The sequence below is a fragment of the Chromobacterium sp. Rain0013 genome, assembly GCF_015291765.1.
GTDB lineage: Bacteria > Pseudomonadota > Gammaproteobacteria > Burkholderiales > Chromobacteriaceae > Chromobacterium > Chromobacterium haemolyticum.
Genome location: NZ_CP031514.1, coordinates 1,346,659 through 1,362,654, shown reverse-complemented (window position 1 = coordinate 1,362,654; position 15,996 = coordinate 1,346,659). Strand labels below are relative to the sequence as shown.

The window sequence follows — 15,996 nt, the reverse complement described above, 5'->3', positions numbered from 1 at the left end:
AAAGCCCCGCAACGCGGGGTTTTTTATTGCGAGACGGTCAGCGCTTATGTGCGAACTCCAAGCGCCGCTCCACATAGCGCTGAACTCGCTCGAAGCTGGCGCTCAACACCCAGTAGATCCCCGCCGCAGCCAGATACAGCGGCAAGGGCTGGAACGTCTGGGCAATCACTTCCTTGGTCGCCAGCATCAGTTCGGTCACCGTGATCACCGACACCAGCGAAGTGTCCTTGATCAGGCTGATCAGCGAATTGGACAAGCTGGGCACCGACAAGCGCAACGCCTGCGGGACGATGATGTGACACATGGTCTGCCACCAGCTCAAGCCCAAGGACAAGCCGGCGTCCCACTGTCCCCGGTGCACGCCGGCAATGCCGCCGCGCAGGCTTTCCGACAAGTAGGCGGCCACGTTCAGGGTCAAGGCCAGAATGCCCGCCGTCACCGGCCCCAATTCAATCCCCACGCCGGGCAGACCGTAATAAATGACGAAAATCTGCACCAAAAGCGGGGTGCCGCGCATTGCGCTGACATAGAAAGCCGCCGCCTGCGCCAGCAAAGGCACCCTGGCTACGCGCAGGAAGGCCACGATAAAGCCCAGCGCCAGCCCCAGCACCATCGCGACCACAGCGAACATCAAGGTATAGCCCGCGCCTTGCAATAACACCGGCAGCGCCGATTCGAACAGGACAATCCAGTCAGTCATTCACGTTTTTCCAAAAACCGACGCCCCCGCGCAAGCAGGGGCGTCTTGCCCTATCCACTCAAAAAGGAGCGCCGCTTATTTCTTGGCCGCCGGCACTTTCGACACGTCGATGCCGAACCACTTGACTGAGATCTTCTTGAAGCTGCCGTCGGTCTTCATATCGCCCAGAGCTTTGTCAATCGCCGCCTTGAACTGCGGATTGTTCTTGGCGAACGGGATAGCCATCGTTGCCACGTCGCCCACCGGGGCGCCGGCCTTCAACGGCAGCTTCGCCTGCTTGATGGCAAAGGGAATCAGTAAACTGTCGTTCAACGCCGCGTCCACGCGACCGCTGGCCAGATCCTGAAGATATTCAGGCGCGCCGGGATACGTTTTCACCTCGATGCCGGGCACGGCCTTGGCCATATCGGCGTAATTGCTGCCCTGTCCCACGCCCAACTTCTTGCCTTTCAGATCTGCCAGGCTCTTGAATACGCGGGCCTCGTTCTTGCGCACAATCAATTGCGCGCTGGAGTAAGTATAAGGCTGGGAAAAGTCGAACACTTCCTTGCGCTTGTCGGTTACGCCCACCTGGTTAACCACGATGTCGAACTTGCCGGCCTGCAAGCCCGCCAGCAGACCGCTCCACTCCGCGGTGGTGAACTCCGGCTTTACTTTCAGGCGCTTGGCGATTTCGGTGGCAATCTCAACATCAAAACCAGTCAATTGCTGCTTGGCGTCCTTGAAGTTGAACGGAGGATACGTGCCTTCCAAAGCGATTTTCAAACTGCCGCGCTGCTTGACCGTATCCAGCAAGTCCGCCGCAAACGCTTGGCCAGCCAAGCCTGCCACTACAAGAACCGTCATCAGCTTGCGCATATCAATATAACCTTTTGGAATTTTGAATTCATAATGTGCAAAAATTCAGAATATCATTGCACACAGCCACTGACAAGTTCCAGATAGAACAAAGGCCGCTAGGGCGGCCTTATCATCAAGCAAGCTGTTGCAGCCGCCTCAGCGAAGAGCTAAGCACATTGCGTCCTATGCCAATCAATATCGCTAAGCCCAATCCCAACAAACCAGCCAACGCCACCACTAACGCACGCCTCGGGCCCGCCTTTTCCAAAGGGGGACTGGCCGGCAATACCACTTGCACTTCTTGCGACACTAATGCCTTGCCCACCAAAGCCTGTTTTTGCAACTCCTCCAAGGCCGCCCGATAGAAGAAAAAATTCCTCAACATCGCCAACTGCTGCGAAGAGATCGACTTGGCCTGCGGATTCGACCGTTCCAGTTCCGCTCGCAATTGCAGCAAAGACGATTGCAGTGGACTACTCCCCTCCATCTGCTGCGTATTCATTTGCACTTCAAGGCGGGCAAATCCATCGACGATCCGCGCCAACTCACTGTTCAACAACGCCTCTCCGCCACCCTGCTGGTTCAACTGACCTTGTGCCACAGACAGTTGTTGCTGTGTCGCCTTGATCTTTTCTTGCAGTACCAGATACTTTTTACTTTGCTCAGTGACATGCAGATCCAAAATTCTCTGCCTGGCCTGCTCCACCAGATAATTAGCCAGCTTTGCAGCGAATAAGGCATCCCCATCACTGACCGAAACCTCAAGCAAGCCATCCTTGCCCGCACCCACCTTCAGATTATCCAACAAATTCAACTTAGTCTTATCTGCAGAGCTTAGTTCATAATGCTTGGCCAATTCAAAATCAGTAACGACGCGGTCCAGCATCGCACTGTCCTTCAACACACTTGCGCCACCCTGGGGGCCAAGCGGTGCCGGCACCAATAGCAAGGAAGTCGCCGTATAACGGGGTGGCATATTCATAACAATGACAACCGCCAATATCACCGCGACCACAGGCAACATCACCAACAAGCGCCACTGCTTTCTACAGAACAAAATAATATCGACCAAGCTGATCTCATCTGAAACTTCGCGCTGCTGTTCCAACTGTCATTTTCCTTTTGCCGATTTTTGTCCATGAATGATGCGCCATCCCTGCTCATTTTACTTACAAAAAAAGGCATGCGCCAGAGTCACATGCCTTTTCTTCAGTTAATTATTATTATTAAACATTAAATAAGAAGTTCATCACATCGCCGTCCTGCACCACATAATCCTTGCCTTCGGCCCGCATCTTGCCGGCCTCCTTGGCCTTGGCCTCGCCGCCCAGCGCAATGAAGTCAGTATAGGCAATGGTCTGCGCACGGATGAAGCCGCGCTCGAAATCGGTGTGAATCACGCCGGCCGCCTGCGGCGCGGTGTCGCCGATGTGAATGGTCCAAGCGCGCACTTCCTTAACGCCGGCGGTAAAGTACGTTTGCAGGCCCAACAGCTTGTAGCCGGCGCGAATCAGGCGATCCAGACCCGGCTCTTCCAAGCCCAAGGTTTCCAGGAACTCGGCCTTGTCGGCGTCGTCCAGCTCCGCGATTTCGGACTCGATCGCCGCGCATAACGCCACTACCGGCGCGCCTTCTTTATCCGCCAGCTGCTGCACTCGCTCCAACAACGGATTGTTGCTGAAGCCGTCTTCCGCCACATTGGCCACATACATCGCCGGCTTGATCGTCAGCAGACACAACGGCTTGACCAAGACCCTCTCCTCCGGGCTCAGGTCCAGCGAGCGCGCCGGCAAGCCTTGATCCAGATGCGGCACCAGCTTTTCCAGCACCGCGATCAAGGCGCGCGCATCCTTGTCGCCGGATTTCGCCTTCTTGCCCTCGCGGTTCATCGCCTTTTCCACCGCGGACAGATCGGCCAACGCCAGCTCTGTGCCTATGGTTTCGATATCGGCGATAGGGTCCACCTTGCCGGCGACGTGAACGATATTCTCATCCTCGAAGCAGCGCACCACGTTGACGATGGCGTCGGTCTCGCGAATATTGGCCAGGAACTGGTTGCCCAGGCCTTCACCTTTGGAAGCGCCCGCCACCAAGCCGGCGATGTCGACGAATTCGACGATGGCCGGCTGGATACGTTGCGGGTTGATGATCTTGGCCAGCTCGGCCAGACGCTGGTCCGGTACTTCCACGATGCCGACATTGGGCTCGATGGTGCAGAACGGATAGTTGGCGGCCTCGATGCCAGCCTTGGTCAGCGCATTGAACAGGGTGGACTTGCCCACATTGGGCAGGCCCACGATACCGCATTTCAGACTCATGTCCGCATTCCTTCGAATTCTTGAAAAATCTTGTTCTGCCGCAGCATAGCCGCAAGCCGGCGGTTTGCCCAGCCGCTCATTTGGCCGCGGTGTGCAATTCCTTCATCGCCGCCGCCATCTTGCCGCCGATGGCCGCAGGCAATTGTCGTAAAGCCTGTTCGATCGCCTCGTCCAGCCCCTGCTGTTCCTCGGCGCGCGGCTTTTTCAACACGAAATTGGCGACTTCGTTGCGGTCTCCCGGATGGCCGATGCCCAAACGCAAGCGCCAGAAAGCCGGCGAGCCCAAGCGGGCCGCGATGTCCTTCAAGCCATTGTGGCCGCCATGGCCGCCGCCCTGCTTGAAGCGGGCCGCGCCCGGAGGCAGATCCAGTTCGTCGTGCACGACGAGAATCTGATCCGGCAGAATCTTGTAAAAATGAGCCAGCGCCAACACCGCCTGCCCGGACAGATTCATATAGGTCATCGGTTTGAGCAGCCAGACGTCCTGTCCCTCGATATCCACGCGGGCGATATCGCCGTGAAACTTGCCGTCCGTGCGCCAATTTCCCTTATAGCGCCAGCACAACTCATCCAACAGCCAGAAACCGGCGTTATGGCGCGTTCTATCGTATTCAGGGCCGGGGTTGCCCAAGCCCACTATCAGGCGAATGCCGGACATATTCTCTTGTTCCAAATGAAAAAGCTCGTTGCGGGCCGACGGCTAGCAACGAGCTTTTCAACCGTTACCGTCAGACGGCACGGCAGCTAGATTACACGCGAGCGAAGTCGATGTGCATTACTTGCTGTTTGTACGGGTGCATTTGGAACGCAGCCACTTTAACTTGTTCTTTCTGGCCGTCGATCACCAGATCCAGAACGGAAGTGTGGAACGCTTCGTTCTTCAGCGCGTAGTACATGGTGTTGTGGTCCAGAACGATGGATACGGCTTCTTTGGAAGCGCCGTAAACAACGGCCGGAACCTGGCCGGCGTGACGCAGGCGGCGGCTCGCACTCGTACCCGACTCTTCACGCTTGCTGGCGGTATATTCAAAAGACATGGCAAAACTCCAGTTTCAGATTAAAAGCACCCGGCCCGCCGCGACCAGCGGGCCCGATGTTCACGGCAGGCAGGCGCCCGCCGCAACCAGTTCCTCATTGAAGAGGTAAGACACCGATTCTTCGTTGTTGATCCGGCGCAGCGTCTCGGCCAGCAGGCCGGCGATGGAGGCCACCCGAATGTTCGGGCAGGCTTTGGCCTCGGCGGTCAACGGGATGGTGTCGGTCACCACCACCATATCGATGTCGGAATTCTTGATGCGATCAATCGCCTGACCGGAGAAGATCGGGTGAGTCGCATAAGCCAGCACGCGCTGGGCGCCGCGCTCCTTCAGAGCGCTGGCCGCCTTGCACAGGGTGTTGGCGGTGTCGATCATGTCGTCGACGATCAGGCAAGTGCGGCCGGACACGTCGCCGATGATATTCATCACCTCGGCTACATTGGCTTTGGGGCGACGCTTGTCGATAATGGCCAGATCGGTGTTCAAGGCCTTGGCCATCGCGCGGGCGCGCACCACGCCGCCCACGTCGGGGCTGACCACGATCAGGTCTTCGATGCGCTGGGAGCGGATGTCCTTCAGCAACACCGGCGTCGCGTAAACGTTGTCCACCGGGATATCGAAGAAGCCCTGAATCTGGTCGGCGTGCAGGTCCACGGTCAGCACGCGGTCGATGCCGGCGCTGGTCAGCATATTGGCCACCAGCTTGGCGGAGATCGGTACGCGGGCGGAACGCGGACGGCGGTCCTGGCGCGCATAGCCGAAGTACGGGATCGCCGCGGTAATACGACCGGCCGAAGCGCGTTTCAACGCATCGGCCATAGTCAGGATTTCCATCAGATTGTCATTGGTCGGCGCACAGGTCGACTGCAGAATGAACACGTCGCGTCCACGGACGTTTTCCAGCAGCTCCACCGCCACTTCGCCGTCGCTGAACTTGCCGACGTCGGCGCGTCCCAACGAGATATCCAGATGTTTGACTACGTTTTGGGCCAGTTCCGGGTTCGCGGTCCCGGTGAATACCATCAAACTGTCGTATGCCGCCATGATTCGTGTGCCTTAGCTAGATAAAGAAAAAGCGTGTAAGGGATTCTTACACGCTTTTTTCATGCTCTCTCTTATTGAGAGAAAGTCTTGGCTGGGGAGGTAGGGATCGAACCTACGAATGCCGGAATCAAAATCCGGTGCCTTACCACTTGGCGACTCCCCAGTAACTTTTATTCAGCGTTGTCGATCAAGGGATGGACATCGAGTCCTTTTGCTAAAAATCCCTTATATTTTATCGACACCGCCTGATAAACTTTATCGGCTTCGTCTTTAGACTGGCACTCCAGAAACACACAGGAACCGGAACCAGTCATCAGCGGCGAACCATATTTTCTTAATTCGGTCAGCACTTCATTCACCGCTGGGTACATATTCGAAACAACGTTTTGCAGATCGTTTCGCCGTTGCTGCGTTGTTTCGAGGATTCGCATTATGCCGACGCCCCCTACCTCTGTCAACACCTCTTGCGAGAAATTTTGAAATATTTTGCTGGTGGGCACATGCACCTGAGGGTGAATTACCACATACCATGCCGGCTTCAATTTGATTTCATTCAGTTTTTCGCCAACGCCGGTAGCCAGCGCGCTGCGACCAAAAATAAACACCGGAACGTCCGCACCTAGCTTCAAGCCCAGTTCCTGCAACACCGCCCGCGGCAGATTCAGTCCCCACATGCGGTTAAGGGCCAGCAAAACGGTGGCGGCGTCGGAGCTGCCGCCGCCCAAACCGCCGCCCATCGGTATCTTTTTATCCAGGCGAATGGACACGCCCAGCCCGCACGCAGTATGGGCCTGCAATAGACGCGCCGCGCGCACGGTCAGGTCCTGCTCCGGATCCACGCCGGCAATCGGCGTCTCCAGCACGACACGGCCGTCGTCGCGCAGGGCCAACGACACGGTGTCGCTGAAGTCGACAAAACGGAACACCGTCTCAAGCAAATGATAGCCGTCCGGACGCTTGCCGACGACGTGCAACAAGAGGTTGAGTTTGGCCGGAGCCGGGAAGTCTTGGAATACGGGAGAACTCATCAACAGAACACCATGGCAATCATTGAAATAACACGTATGTGGCGATGCGGTCAGCGCCAATCGCGGGCCACCACTCTTACCGTCAATCCATCTCGGACCAGGTCCACGCGCTTGGGGTAGCGCTCGCCGGACTCAGCCTCGCGCACGAAGCGGATACGCCACCCCTGCTGCAAAAGCTCACCGTCGGGACGGATCTCTTTAGCCTCGCCCGGCACCGGCATGCCGCGGATCCACCAGGCCAAACCGGACAGAGGCAGCGGCCACCCCAGGGTTTTCTCGGTCAGACTTTCCACATCCGGCGCCTGCCAGGCCTTGCCGTCCGCCAGCAAGGTGACGCCGCCTGCGTCCCGGATCACTTCGGCCACAGTATTGCCCAACGGTGAATTGATCGCCAGCTGGTCGCGCTCGAGTTGGTGCCGCCAATCGAAGTTGGCGACATGCCCCTTGCCGTCCAGATTGATAGACAAGCGCCCGCTGACCGCGAACGGTTGGTCCGCGGACTGCGTCGCGGAGGGCATGAACACCGCATCCCTCGTCGCGCAGCCTGTCACAACAAGAGACAAAGCCAGAATCAGACCGCCCCACCTCATCAATGCGCCCCCAGACGGCGCATGGTATCGCGCAGCACGTCATGTTCCGGGCTAGCCTCCAGCGCCTTGTTCCACACCGCCAGCGCCTCCTCTTTCTTGCCCAGCTTCCATAGCACTTCGCCCAGATGGGCCGCCAGCTCCGCGTCCGGCAACAAGGCGTAGGCCTTCTGCAGCGTTTTCAAAGCCGCGTCCAGGCGGCCCAGCTTGTATTGCGCCCAACCCAGGCTGTCCAGAATGGTGGGGTTGTCCGGCTCGCTCTTCAGCGCCTTCTCGATATAGCCGAGCGCCTCCTGATGCCGGTTGGTGCGGTTGGTCAGGGTATACCCCAGCGCGTTGAGCGCTTGAGCGTCACCCGGCTTTTCCTTCAGTACTTGCTTGAGATCCCGTTCGGCGTTGCCGACATTGCCCAGGCTGTCCGACACCAGCGCCCGCTCGTACAACAGCTCCGGCGCCTTGGGCATGCGCAGCAGCGCCTTGCTCAACAAATCGTGAGCCTTGCCCGGCTGCTTGGCCTCGCGCGCCAATTGGGATTGCAGCAAAGCCAAGGTGATTTTCTCCTGGTCGTTGCCGCCCAAGGGCGCGAGACGCGCCAGGGCCGGTTCCAGCTTGCCGTCGCCCGCCTCCATCACCGCCAGCCGGCCTTGCGCCGGCAGGAATTGCGGCCCGGCGCCCACCATCTCGTACCAGCCCTTGGCCGCGCCGACGTCCTGGCGCTCCTCTGCGATCTGCCCCAGGGTGTAACGAATGAAATTAGTCTCCGGATGACCTGCTGCCAGTGCTTGGCGCAAATGCCGCTCGGCAGCAGACAGATCGCGCATCTGGTAAGCCATCAAGCCGGAAGCGTAGAGCAGGTCCGGGTTATTGGGATTGCCGGGCAGGAGTTGATCGAAAGCCTGGCGCGCCTCGGCGAAGCGCTTGGCGCCCACCAGCAAGCGCGGCTTGGCCAGCTTCAGCTCCAGACCGGCGTTCGGCCGCCGCGCCAACTCCCGCTGCAAAAAGTCGATAGCCTGATCCAACTGCTCACGGCGAAGCCGGTCGACTTGCCAGGCTACCGGCAAATCCCAGGCGGGCGCGATCTGAGCCAGCCTGTCGAACTCGCGATTCATGGTGGCCTGGTCGCCGGCTTCGGCCGCCACGGCCAAGAGCGCGAAGCGGGCCTCGGCTAGGTCCGGGTAACGGGAGGCGAACTGCTTGACCAAGTCGTAAGCGGCCTGTTTGTCGCTCTGACGCGAGGTCAGCCTCGCCAATTGGACGAAGATGGCCGGCGCCCGTTCCGGCTCTTTCTGCAGCAACGCCTCGATCAGCGGCTTGCTTTCCGCCAGTTTGCCGGCGCGCAGCAGGGTGATGAACAACTGCTCTCTCGCCGGCACCGAATCCGGCGCCAGCTCCATCCACAAGGTCAAGGCTTCCGAGGTTTCCTTAAGCAGCCCTGCGAACATAGAAAACTCGGCGGCCCGTTGCGCCAGCCGCGGATCGCGCGTTTGTCGCGCCAGTTCCAGATAGGTCACGGCGGACGCGCCCACCGAGCCGCGCTGGGCGGCGATTTCGCCAGCCACCACGCCATAGAGAATTTCCGGCGTCAGCTCCGCCTTGGGCAGTTGGCTTTCGTCCTCTTTCTGCGTTATCGCCGTCTCGTCGCCGGCCGGTTTGCCGGCATCGACCGGCTTTGCCGCGCCCGGGTGCTTGAAATTGGCGCATGCCGACAGCAGCGCGACCATCAGCAAAGGGAGTGTTTTTTTCAGCCGTTGCATTCGCATGGAGTCAGAGACCTGCTTATAAACCTATTGAATGCGTAGAATAGCATGACCTGTTTTTATCTTCGCGCCATTCTACCCATGCCTGAACTGCCAGAAGTCGAAACCACCCGCCGCGGGATTCTGCCCCATCTATTGAACGCCAAACTGGATGGCGCCGTGGTCCGCCACGCCGGCCTGCGCTGGCCGGTGCCGCCGGAGCTGCATGCCACCCTGCGCGGGCTGACGATACGTTCCGTCGACCGCCGCGCCAAATATCTGCTGCTGGGCACCGACGCCGGCACCCTGATCATCCATCTGGGCATGTCCGGCAGCCTGCGCTTCCTGCCTGCGGACACTCCGCCGGAGAAACACGACCACGTCGATCTGCTGTTGGGCTCCAATGTGCTGCGCTACCGCGATCCGCGCCGCTTCGGCGCGGTGCTGTGGCATGTCGGCGCCATCGAGCACCACCCCTTGCTGCAAGCGCTGGGGCCCGAGCCGCTGTCCGACGGCTTTGACGGCGACACGCTGATCCGGGCCGCGCAACGCCGCGGCAGCGCGGTCAAGCTGATGCTGATGGACAACCACGTGGTGGTCGGAGTCGGCAACATCTACGCCAACGAAGCGCTGTTTCACGCAGGCATCCATCCCGCACGCGCAGCCAACACGGTGCGCGACGGCGAATACCGTCGGCTGGCCGAGGAAATCCGCGGCGTGCTGAACCGCGCCATACAGGCCGGAGGCAGCACGCTGCGCGACTTCGTGCACAGTGACGGCAAGCCCGGCTATTTCCAGCAAACTTATATGGTGTACGGCCGGCAGGACCAGCCCTGCCGACAATGCGGCACGCCGATCCGGCATTTGCGCCAGGGCCAACGCAGTTCCTACTATTGTCCGCTATGCCAGCCATGCTAGAGTTACGGCCTCAACCTTGCGTACCGAGCCTCAAAGCATCTTGAAGTCAACCGCCACAACCTCTTCGCTCACCCGGATAGGACGCATCGTGCGCCTGTTCGGCCACTTGGCCATCGGTGTCTTCATCCTGGCCACTCGTTATTCTCGGCTAGCCCACGCCGAACGCGCCGTCGTCACCCGGCGCTGGGCCGCCCACGCGCTGAAAATTCTGGGCATCAGCGTGCGGATCAACGGCGTCAATCCCGGCTTTTACCCGCCCAACACCTTGCTGGTGGCCAACCACATTTCCTGGCTGGACATCTTCGTGCTCAATAGCTGCACAGTATCCCGCTTCGTCGCCAAACGAGAGATTCGCTCCTGGCCGGTGCTGGGCTGGCTGGCGCACCTGGGCGGCACTCTGTTCATCGACCGCAGCAAGCGCAAGGACGCCAGCCGCGTCTACAAGGCGTTGGCGCATGCGATGGAGCACGGCGCGTGCATGGCGGTGTTTCCCGAGTCCACCACCTCAGACGGCCTGAATCTCCTGCCGTTCAAGGCCTCGTTGTTCGAAGCCGCCTTGCTGTCTCGCGGCACCGTGCAGCCGGTGGGCTTGCGCTATTACGGCGCGGACGGACAACAAACGCTGGAGCCCGCCTTTATCGGCGATCTGACTTTTCTGCAAAGCGTGCGCAAAGTGCTGGCGATGCCGGCGATGGAGGTGGAAGTCAGCTACGGCCAGCCGCTGAAAGCCTGGGAAAACGGACTGGAAACCCGCTTTGCGCTGGCAGAGCGAGCACAGCAGGAAGTGGCGCGCGCGCTGCGCCTGAGCCCGCCCCCGGCCACGGAGAGCGTGCCGGAGCCGGACACGGCACGACAGGTTTAAGAACCTGTTTACGATCTGCCGCGCGTCGTGAAACGTGGCTCGGTGAGTGCACCTTCAAAATGCTCATGTACCGTGTGTACACTCCGCTTTTTCAGCCGTTTTCGCCTTGCCTCGCCCTTGCTCGCGAGATCGTAAACAGCTTCTAAATATCTGAGCGAAACCTCTTCAACGCAAAGCCCCCGTCAGGGGGCTTTTCTTAATCCATCGCCGGCCACGCTCACAGGCTGAGCCGCGCCATCAGGTTATCGAATAAATCGTCGGCCAACTTGGCATAGCCTTGCTGCGAGAAGTGCACCATGTCCGGCCGCGCCAGCTGCTGCGCTTGCCAACGCTTCATGCTGCAAGGGCCGCCCATCGCCTGCTCCCAATCCCAATACAGCACATGGCTGTCGCGCGCGACTTTCTGTTGAATGCGCTTGACCGCGGCCAGTTGCAAGGGACGACCCGGCGCGCACTCCTTGCTGGCCGCGCCACGCTTGCGCGCGGCATCCTGCGCGCCCAGCATAAGGATAGCCGCCTGCGGCAGATCCCGGCGTATGGTGTTGATAGCCGCCTGCAGATTGACCTGATACTCGATCAGGTCCAGACGATCGTCAAAGGCTTCGTTGACGCCGTAGGCCAAGATCACCAGATCGCTGCCGCGCTCCGCCAGCTGCGCGCTCCAGCTCTTGCCCCAGCGCTGCCAGATCGAAAGCTGAGCGCCGTTGCTGCCGATGCTGTCCAGCACCACGCCGGGCGCCAGCCGCTCCAGCTCTATCCCGCCCAGCTCCACCGCCGGCAGCGCGCCGGCACGCACCACGAAGGGGAAATACAGCTTCTGCTCCACCGTCTGCCAGCCTCTACCCGGTTCTGGCGGATTCAATTTGCGGCTGCCGTGACCATCGTCCACGTCCAGCGCGCCGGCCCCGTCCTGGGCCGCTCGTACGCGGAAACGCACCCGCCACAAGCCGTCCAGCGGATTGCGCGGCAACAGGCTGATGGCTGCGCCCGGCCTCTGGGCTTGGGCAATATAGCCGCCCAGCGGGAAGTCCGGATCGCCGTCCTTGCGGCTATTGGTCAAGGCCCAACCCTCGCTGCGCTCGATCACCAGTGCGTGGCGCTGGCCGGGCACGGCCATCGGCGGCGTCCAGCCGATGCCGGCGTCGCCGAATTTGGCCTGGAAACGCTCGCGCAACGTGCCGGTCAGATAATCCGCCGCGGTGTGCGAATCCCCCAGTTGGGTGACTCGCACCGGTTGCACTGCTGTGGAGATCGCCTTCAACCGCGACGCCAGCCTCGGCAGGTTGATCTCGCCGAAATCCTGCACCGGCGCGGCCAACGCCGATGCCGCCGCCAGCCAGCCGACCCATGCCGCGCTGATTCTCAACTTCATTCAAACCTCAATTCTGCCAACACGCGCCGCGCCAGCAATACCTGGCCCTGGCGAGTGAAATGAATGCCATCGGCGGTGCGTACCGCCACTTCGCCCTGATCGGGCAGCGTCATGAACTTGGTGAACGCCTCGTCCTCGCTCCCCAGGGCTTCGCGGGTGGACAAATAACGCTGGCCTGCGCCTTTAACTTCCTCCCGGAAGATGCCGTTGATGTAATGCACCCCGCGATTGAGCTTGTCCTTGCCCATGTTCGGCGCGCCCAACCACAACAGTTGCGTCCGGTGCTTGCGAGCCGAAGCCAGGATGGCGCGGATGCGCTCGCGGTAGCGCTGCTCCCACTCCTCGGAGGCAAAGCGGATGTAGCGGCTGCCGCCCACCATGTCCCATGTATCGTTGGCGCCCAAGAAAACCACCACGAGGCCGGTGTCGGGATTCGCCGCCAACTGTCGTTCTATCGTATCCGGCCAATTGAAAAAGTCGGGATAGGTCAGCCCCGTGCTCTGCTTGCTGAGGTCCAGCGCCTTGATCTGGTGCAGCTTGAACAAGGGCCGCAGCAAATGCGGCGCCACCCCCTGCATCATGGAATCGCCGGCCAGCAACACCTTGCTCCCCGGCCGCAGCAAGATGCGGGGATCTTTGGCCGCCGCTTGCGGAGGCGGAGCCGACGGCGACGGCAATGGCTGCAGCGGGCGCGCGCTAGGAACTACCGCCGTTGTCCGCGCCGCGACGGGCTCCGCCGGCGCCGCTTCCGACGACAAAGCCGGTCGCAGGCAGCAGGCGTTGAAATAGGCGATCATCTCGTCGTCCCACCGATCCAGCCTGGTCAACAGCCCTCGGCTCTGATCCCGGAACTCCCGCCCCAGCTCCGCTCCTAGACGCCAGACGCTCAACTCGGACAAGGCCTCCAGCTGGCTGGGGCGGTGAAAGGTCTGCCGCCAATAGGCGTTGATTGAGGTCTGCTCAATCCAGCACAGCAGCAACATGCTGCTGCCGAGGATGGCCAGGGCCTGACGGATGGCGGAACGGGCGATCATTTGACGCTTGCCTCAATGCGGTAAGAAACGAAAAGCGCGACCGCGGAGATGCCATCGCGCCGATACGGCTAAAACTGGTAATAAATAAAGCCCGGAATGCCCGGCGGCGACACCACGATGATCAGCAAGGCGCAGCCGGCCAGCAAGCTGGGCTTGCCCCACCACGGCAGGCGACCCAATTGGGCTATGCCGCGTTCGCAAGCCGCGCCCAGATAGGGCAGCGCGGCAAAAGCCGCGGCGCTCAGCGCCAGGAAGCCCGGCGCGTTCAGCGTCAGTTCCTGATCGGTGCCGGTCATGGCTTCCAAGAAACTCCAGGCGTCTTCCAGCGACGCGGCGCGGAAAAACACCCAGGCCAGACAAACGTAATGGAAGGTCAGTAGGCGCGCCAGCCAGGTCAGCCGCCGCGACACAGCCTCCTTGCCAAGCAGCTTGTCTCCCAGATTCAAACCCACCACGCCCAAACCGTGCATGCCGCCCCACGCCAGGTATTTCAGGCTGGCGCCGTGCCACAGGCCGGACAACACCATGGCAAGCAGTAAATTGAGCTGGGCGCGGGCAAAGCCCAGCCTGTTGCCGCCCAAGGGAATATAGATGTAATCGCGAATCCAACTGGACAGCGACATATGCCAGCGCCGCCAGAAATCGCGTAGATTGTGGGCCAGATACGGCGCGTCGAAATTGCGCGGCAACTGGATGCCCAGCAACAACGCCAAGGCGGTGACCAGATCGGTATAGCCGGAGAAATCCAGATAGATCTGGAAGGCGTAGGCGTAGAACGCCGCCCAGACCTCCAGCGCGTGGTAGGTTTCCGGCGCGCTGAACACCGGGTCCACCCAGGCGCTGGCCAGCCAGCCGGCCAGCCACAGTTTTTTGGCCAGGGCCAGCACGATCAGCCCCAACGCGCGGTCCAGTTGCAAGATGTGGCGGCGTTCGCCGCTGCGCAACTGCTCCAGCAGACCGGTGGCCCGGCAGATAGGCCCGGCCAACAAAGTGGGGAAGAAAGCCAGGAACAGCCCCAGTTCCCTGGCCCGGGCGAAACGCAACTCGCCGCGGTACAAGGACACCAGATAACTGACCGATTGAAAAGTGTAAAAGGAGATGCCCACCGGCATCAGGAAATCCACCGCCGGCAATATCGCCGCAATACCCAGCGCATGCAAAGCCGCTTGCGCGCTTTCACGGAAGAAGTCGAAATATTTGAATACCGCCAGATTGCCCACCGCCATCAGCAGCCCCATGCGCAACCAGCGCTTGGGACGGACGGAATCAAGCATCCGCGACGATATCAGGGTCAATAACAGGGTATAAACGGCCAGAATCAGCGCAAAACGCCAATCTAGCTTGGCATAAAAGGCGTAACTGCCCAATAACAGCAAACCATTCTGCCAATCCGTGCGCTTGCGGCACAGCCAATACAGGGCGAAAAAGGCGAGGAATGCCAGTGCGAACTCAATCGAAAGGTAACTCATACAAATAAAAAACGGCTCTGGCAAGAGCCGAGATTATGACAGCCATAGGGCCCGGCTGACTATGGCTTGTCAATATTTTATTTACAGCGCCGCCGCCAATATTCTTTACGCGGTTATTTCGCGATATGCGGAACACGGCAAGGAAAATAAAGCTTGGTCGCCCAAACGCATCGCGGTCAGGCTGCCGCCCCACAAACAACCGGAGTCGATAGCCGCCACATCGTCGGTGATATGCACGCCCAGCGCAGACCAATGGCCGCAGATAATGGGCATCTCGCCTTGCCAGCGTCCCGGCGCCTCGAACCAGGGCGTCAGGCCGGCCGGTGCGTTCTCCAGCTCGCCCTTATAATTAAGATCGATCTCTCCGTCGCGGTTCAAGAAACGCATCCGGGTCATCGCGTTGACGATCACGCGCAAACGGTCCGAACCGCGCAGCTCCTCGTTCCAGCGCGTCGGCCGGTTGCCGTACAAGCGCGACAGGAATTCACGATGCCTGGGACCGGACAGCCCGGCTTCCACTTCCTCCGCCAGGTCCAGCGCGCGATCTATGCTCCACTCCGGCAGCAGCCCAGCGTGCACCATCGCGTAGCCCTGGCCGGCTATCATCATTGGCTGACAGCGCAGCCAATCCAGCAGGACCTTGCCATCGGCGGCGTTGAGGATGTCCAGCACCGTATCGCTGCGGTGCAGTTTGCCGAAGCCCTCGGACACCGCCAGCAAATGCAGATCGTGGTTGCCCAACACGATCTCGACATGATCCTGATGCTGGAACACCCAGCGCAGGACTTCCAGCGACTGCGGCCCGCGATTGACCAAATCTCCCGTCAACCACAAAGTATCCTTGCCGGGATTGAAATCGATTTGCCGCAGCAACTGCTGAAACGGCTGGAAACACCCTTGAATGTCGCCAATAGCGTAGATGGCCATATGCACCCCATAAGTGGCGGATCGATCTGAGATGTCATCCGCGGATAGCGCCATGATACCGCATGCTACAATGCACTGGCTGAGTTACCGATTTACTGCGCCCTGCCGGGCCCCTTCCCCCATA

Annotated in this window: 16 protein-coding genes and 1 tRNA gene; 2 read left to right on the top strand and 15 right to left on the bottom strand. The window is 60.2% G+C overall.

Annotated elements, in window-relative coordinates; translation table 11 throughout:
- Positions 1-37: 37 nt before the first annotated feature.
- The 11 genes from DXT74_RS06425 to DXT74_RS06375 form a co-directional block, all read right to left on the bottom strand.
- On the bottom strand, positions 38-700 hold the full coding sequence (locus DXT74_RS06425) for an amino acid ABC transporter permease (protein WP_194427568.1): 663 nt from the start codon (positions 698-700) through the stop codon (positions 38-40).
- Positions 701-775: 75 nt separating this feature from the next.
- Positions 776-1,546 carry a transporter substrate-binding domain-containing protein gene (locus tag DXT74_RS06420; RefSeq protein ID WP_231138289.1) on the bottom strand — a complete coding sequence of 257 codons (771 nt, stop codon included), beginning with the start codon at positions 1,544-1,546 and terminating at the stop codon, positions 776-778.
- Between the two features lie 127 nt (positions 1,547-1,673).
- The gene (locus tag DXT74_RS06415; RefSeq protein ID WP_194427567.1) at positions 1,674-2,648 is read right to left on the bottom strand and encodes a Wzz/FepE/Etk N-terminal domain-containing protein; all 975 of its coding nucleotides are present in this window, start codon (positions 2,646-2,648) and stop codon (positions 1,674-1,676) included.
- Positions 2,649-2,766: 118 nt separating this feature from the next.
- Entirely contained in the window at positions 2,767-3,858 is a 1,092-nt protein-coding gene (ychF, locus tag DXT74_RS06410; protein ID WP_194427566.1) for a redox-regulated ATPase YchF, read from the bottom strand.
- A gap of 76 nt (positions 3,859-3,934) precedes the next feature.
- The gene (pth, locus tag DXT74_RS06405; RefSeq protein ID WP_043637036.1) at positions 3,935-4,516 is read right to left on the bottom strand and encodes an aminoacyl-tRNA hydrolase; all 582 of its coding nucleotides are present in this window, start codon (positions 4,514-4,516) and stop codon (positions 3,935-3,937) included.
- Between the two features lie 91 nt (positions 4,517-4,607).
- Positions 4,608-4,895, bottom strand: a complete 288-nt coding sequence (rplY, locus tag DXT74_RS06400; RefSeq protein WP_043589895.1) for a 50S ribosomal protein L25 — start codon at positions 4,893-4,895, stop codon at positions 4,608-4,610.
- Positions 4,896-4,955: 60 nt separating this feature from the next.
- Positions 4,956-5,939: a ribose-phosphate pyrophosphokinase gene (locus DXT74_RS06395; RefSeq protein ID WP_043589892.1), complete on the bottom strand. Its 984-nt coding sequence runs from the start codon at positions 5,937-5,939 to the stop codon at positions 4,956-4,958.
- Positions 5,940-6,027: 88 nt separating this feature from the next.
- Positions 6,028-6,102: transfer RNA gene (locus DXT74_RS06390), tRNA-Gln, on the bottom strand.
- Positions 6,103-6,109: 7 nt separating this feature from the next.
- Positions 6,110-6,967, bottom strand: a complete 858-nt coding sequence (gene ispE / locus DXT74_RS06385) for a 4-(cytidine 5'-diphospho)-2-C-methyl-D-erythritol kinase (protein ID WP_114154213.1) — start codon at positions 6,965-6,967, stop codon at positions 6,110-6,112.
- A 50-nt stretch (positions 6,968-7,017) separates the two neighbouring features.
- Positions 7,018-7,485 carry a lipoprotein insertase outer membrane protein LolB gene (gene lolB, locus DXT74_RS06380; RefSeq protein WP_231138288.1) on the bottom strand — a complete coding sequence of 156 codons (468 nt, stop codon included), beginning with the start codon at positions 7,483-7,485 and terminating at the stop codon, positions 7,018-7,020.
- Positions 7,486-7,556: 71 nt separating this feature from the next.
- Positions 7,557-9,314, bottom strand: a complete 1,758-nt coding sequence (locus DXT74_RS06375) for a tetratricopeptide repeat protein (RefSeq protein WP_114154209.1) — start codon at positions 9,312-9,314, stop codon at positions 7,557-7,559.
- Positions 9,315-9,392: 78 nt separating this feature from the next.
- On the opposite strand from DXT74_RS06375, the gene mutM reads away from it, so the two are divergent.
- Together mutM and DXT74_RS06365 are read left to right on the top strand one after the other, a co-directional pair.
- Positions 9,393-10,208 (top strand): bifunctional DNA-formamidopyrimidine glycosylase/DNA-(apurinic or apyrimidinic site) lyase, encoded by an 816-nt coding sequence (gene mutM, locus DXT74_RS06370; protein WP_043637170.1) that lies wholly within the window; start codon positions 9,393-9,395, stop codon positions 10,206-10,208.
- A gap of 88 nt (positions 10,209-10,296) precedes the next feature.
- On the top strand, positions 10,297-11,070 hold the full coding sequence (locus tag DXT74_RS06365) for a 1-acyl-sn-glycerol-3-phosphate acyltransferase (RefSeq protein WP_231138287.1): 774 nt from the start codon (positions 10,297-10,299) through the stop codon (positions 11,068-11,070).
- Positions 11,071-11,287: 217 nt separating this feature from the next.
- On the opposite strand, the gene DXT74_RS06360 is transcribed toward DXT74_RS06365, so the two are convergent.
- The 4 genes from DXT74_RS06360 to DXT74_RS06345 form a co-directional block, all read right to left on the bottom strand.
- The gene (locus tag DXT74_RS06360; protein WP_194427564.1) at positions 11,288-12,442 is read right to left on the bottom strand and encodes an SGNH/GDSL hydrolase family protein; all 1,155 of its coding nucleotides are present in this window, start codon (positions 12,440-12,442) and stop codon (positions 11,288-11,290) included.
- Complete coding sequence (locus DXT74_RS06355) at positions 12,439-13,476, bottom strand: SGNH family hydrolase (RefSeq protein ID WP_194427563.1); 1,038 nt, start codon at positions 13,474-13,476, stop codon at positions 12,439-12,441. The genes DXT74_RS06360 and DXT74_RS06355 overlap by 4 nt, the downstream gene beginning before the upstream one ends.
- 68 nt (positions 13,477-13,544) lie before the next feature.
- A complete protein-coding gene (locus DXT74_RS06350; protein WP_043589890.1) occupies positions 13,545-14,945 on the bottom strand; it encodes an MBOAT family protein in 1,401 nt (466 codons plus the stop codon).
- 105 nt (positions 14,946-15,050) lie between these two features.
- The gene (locus DXT74_RS06345) at positions 15,051-15,872 is read right to left on the bottom strand and encodes a symmetrical bis(5'-nucleosyl)-tetraphosphatase (protein WP_043637055.1); all 822 of its coding nucleotides are present in this window, start codon (positions 15,870-15,872) and stop codon (positions 15,051-15,053) included.
- Positions 15,873-15,996 lie beyond the last annotated feature (124 nt).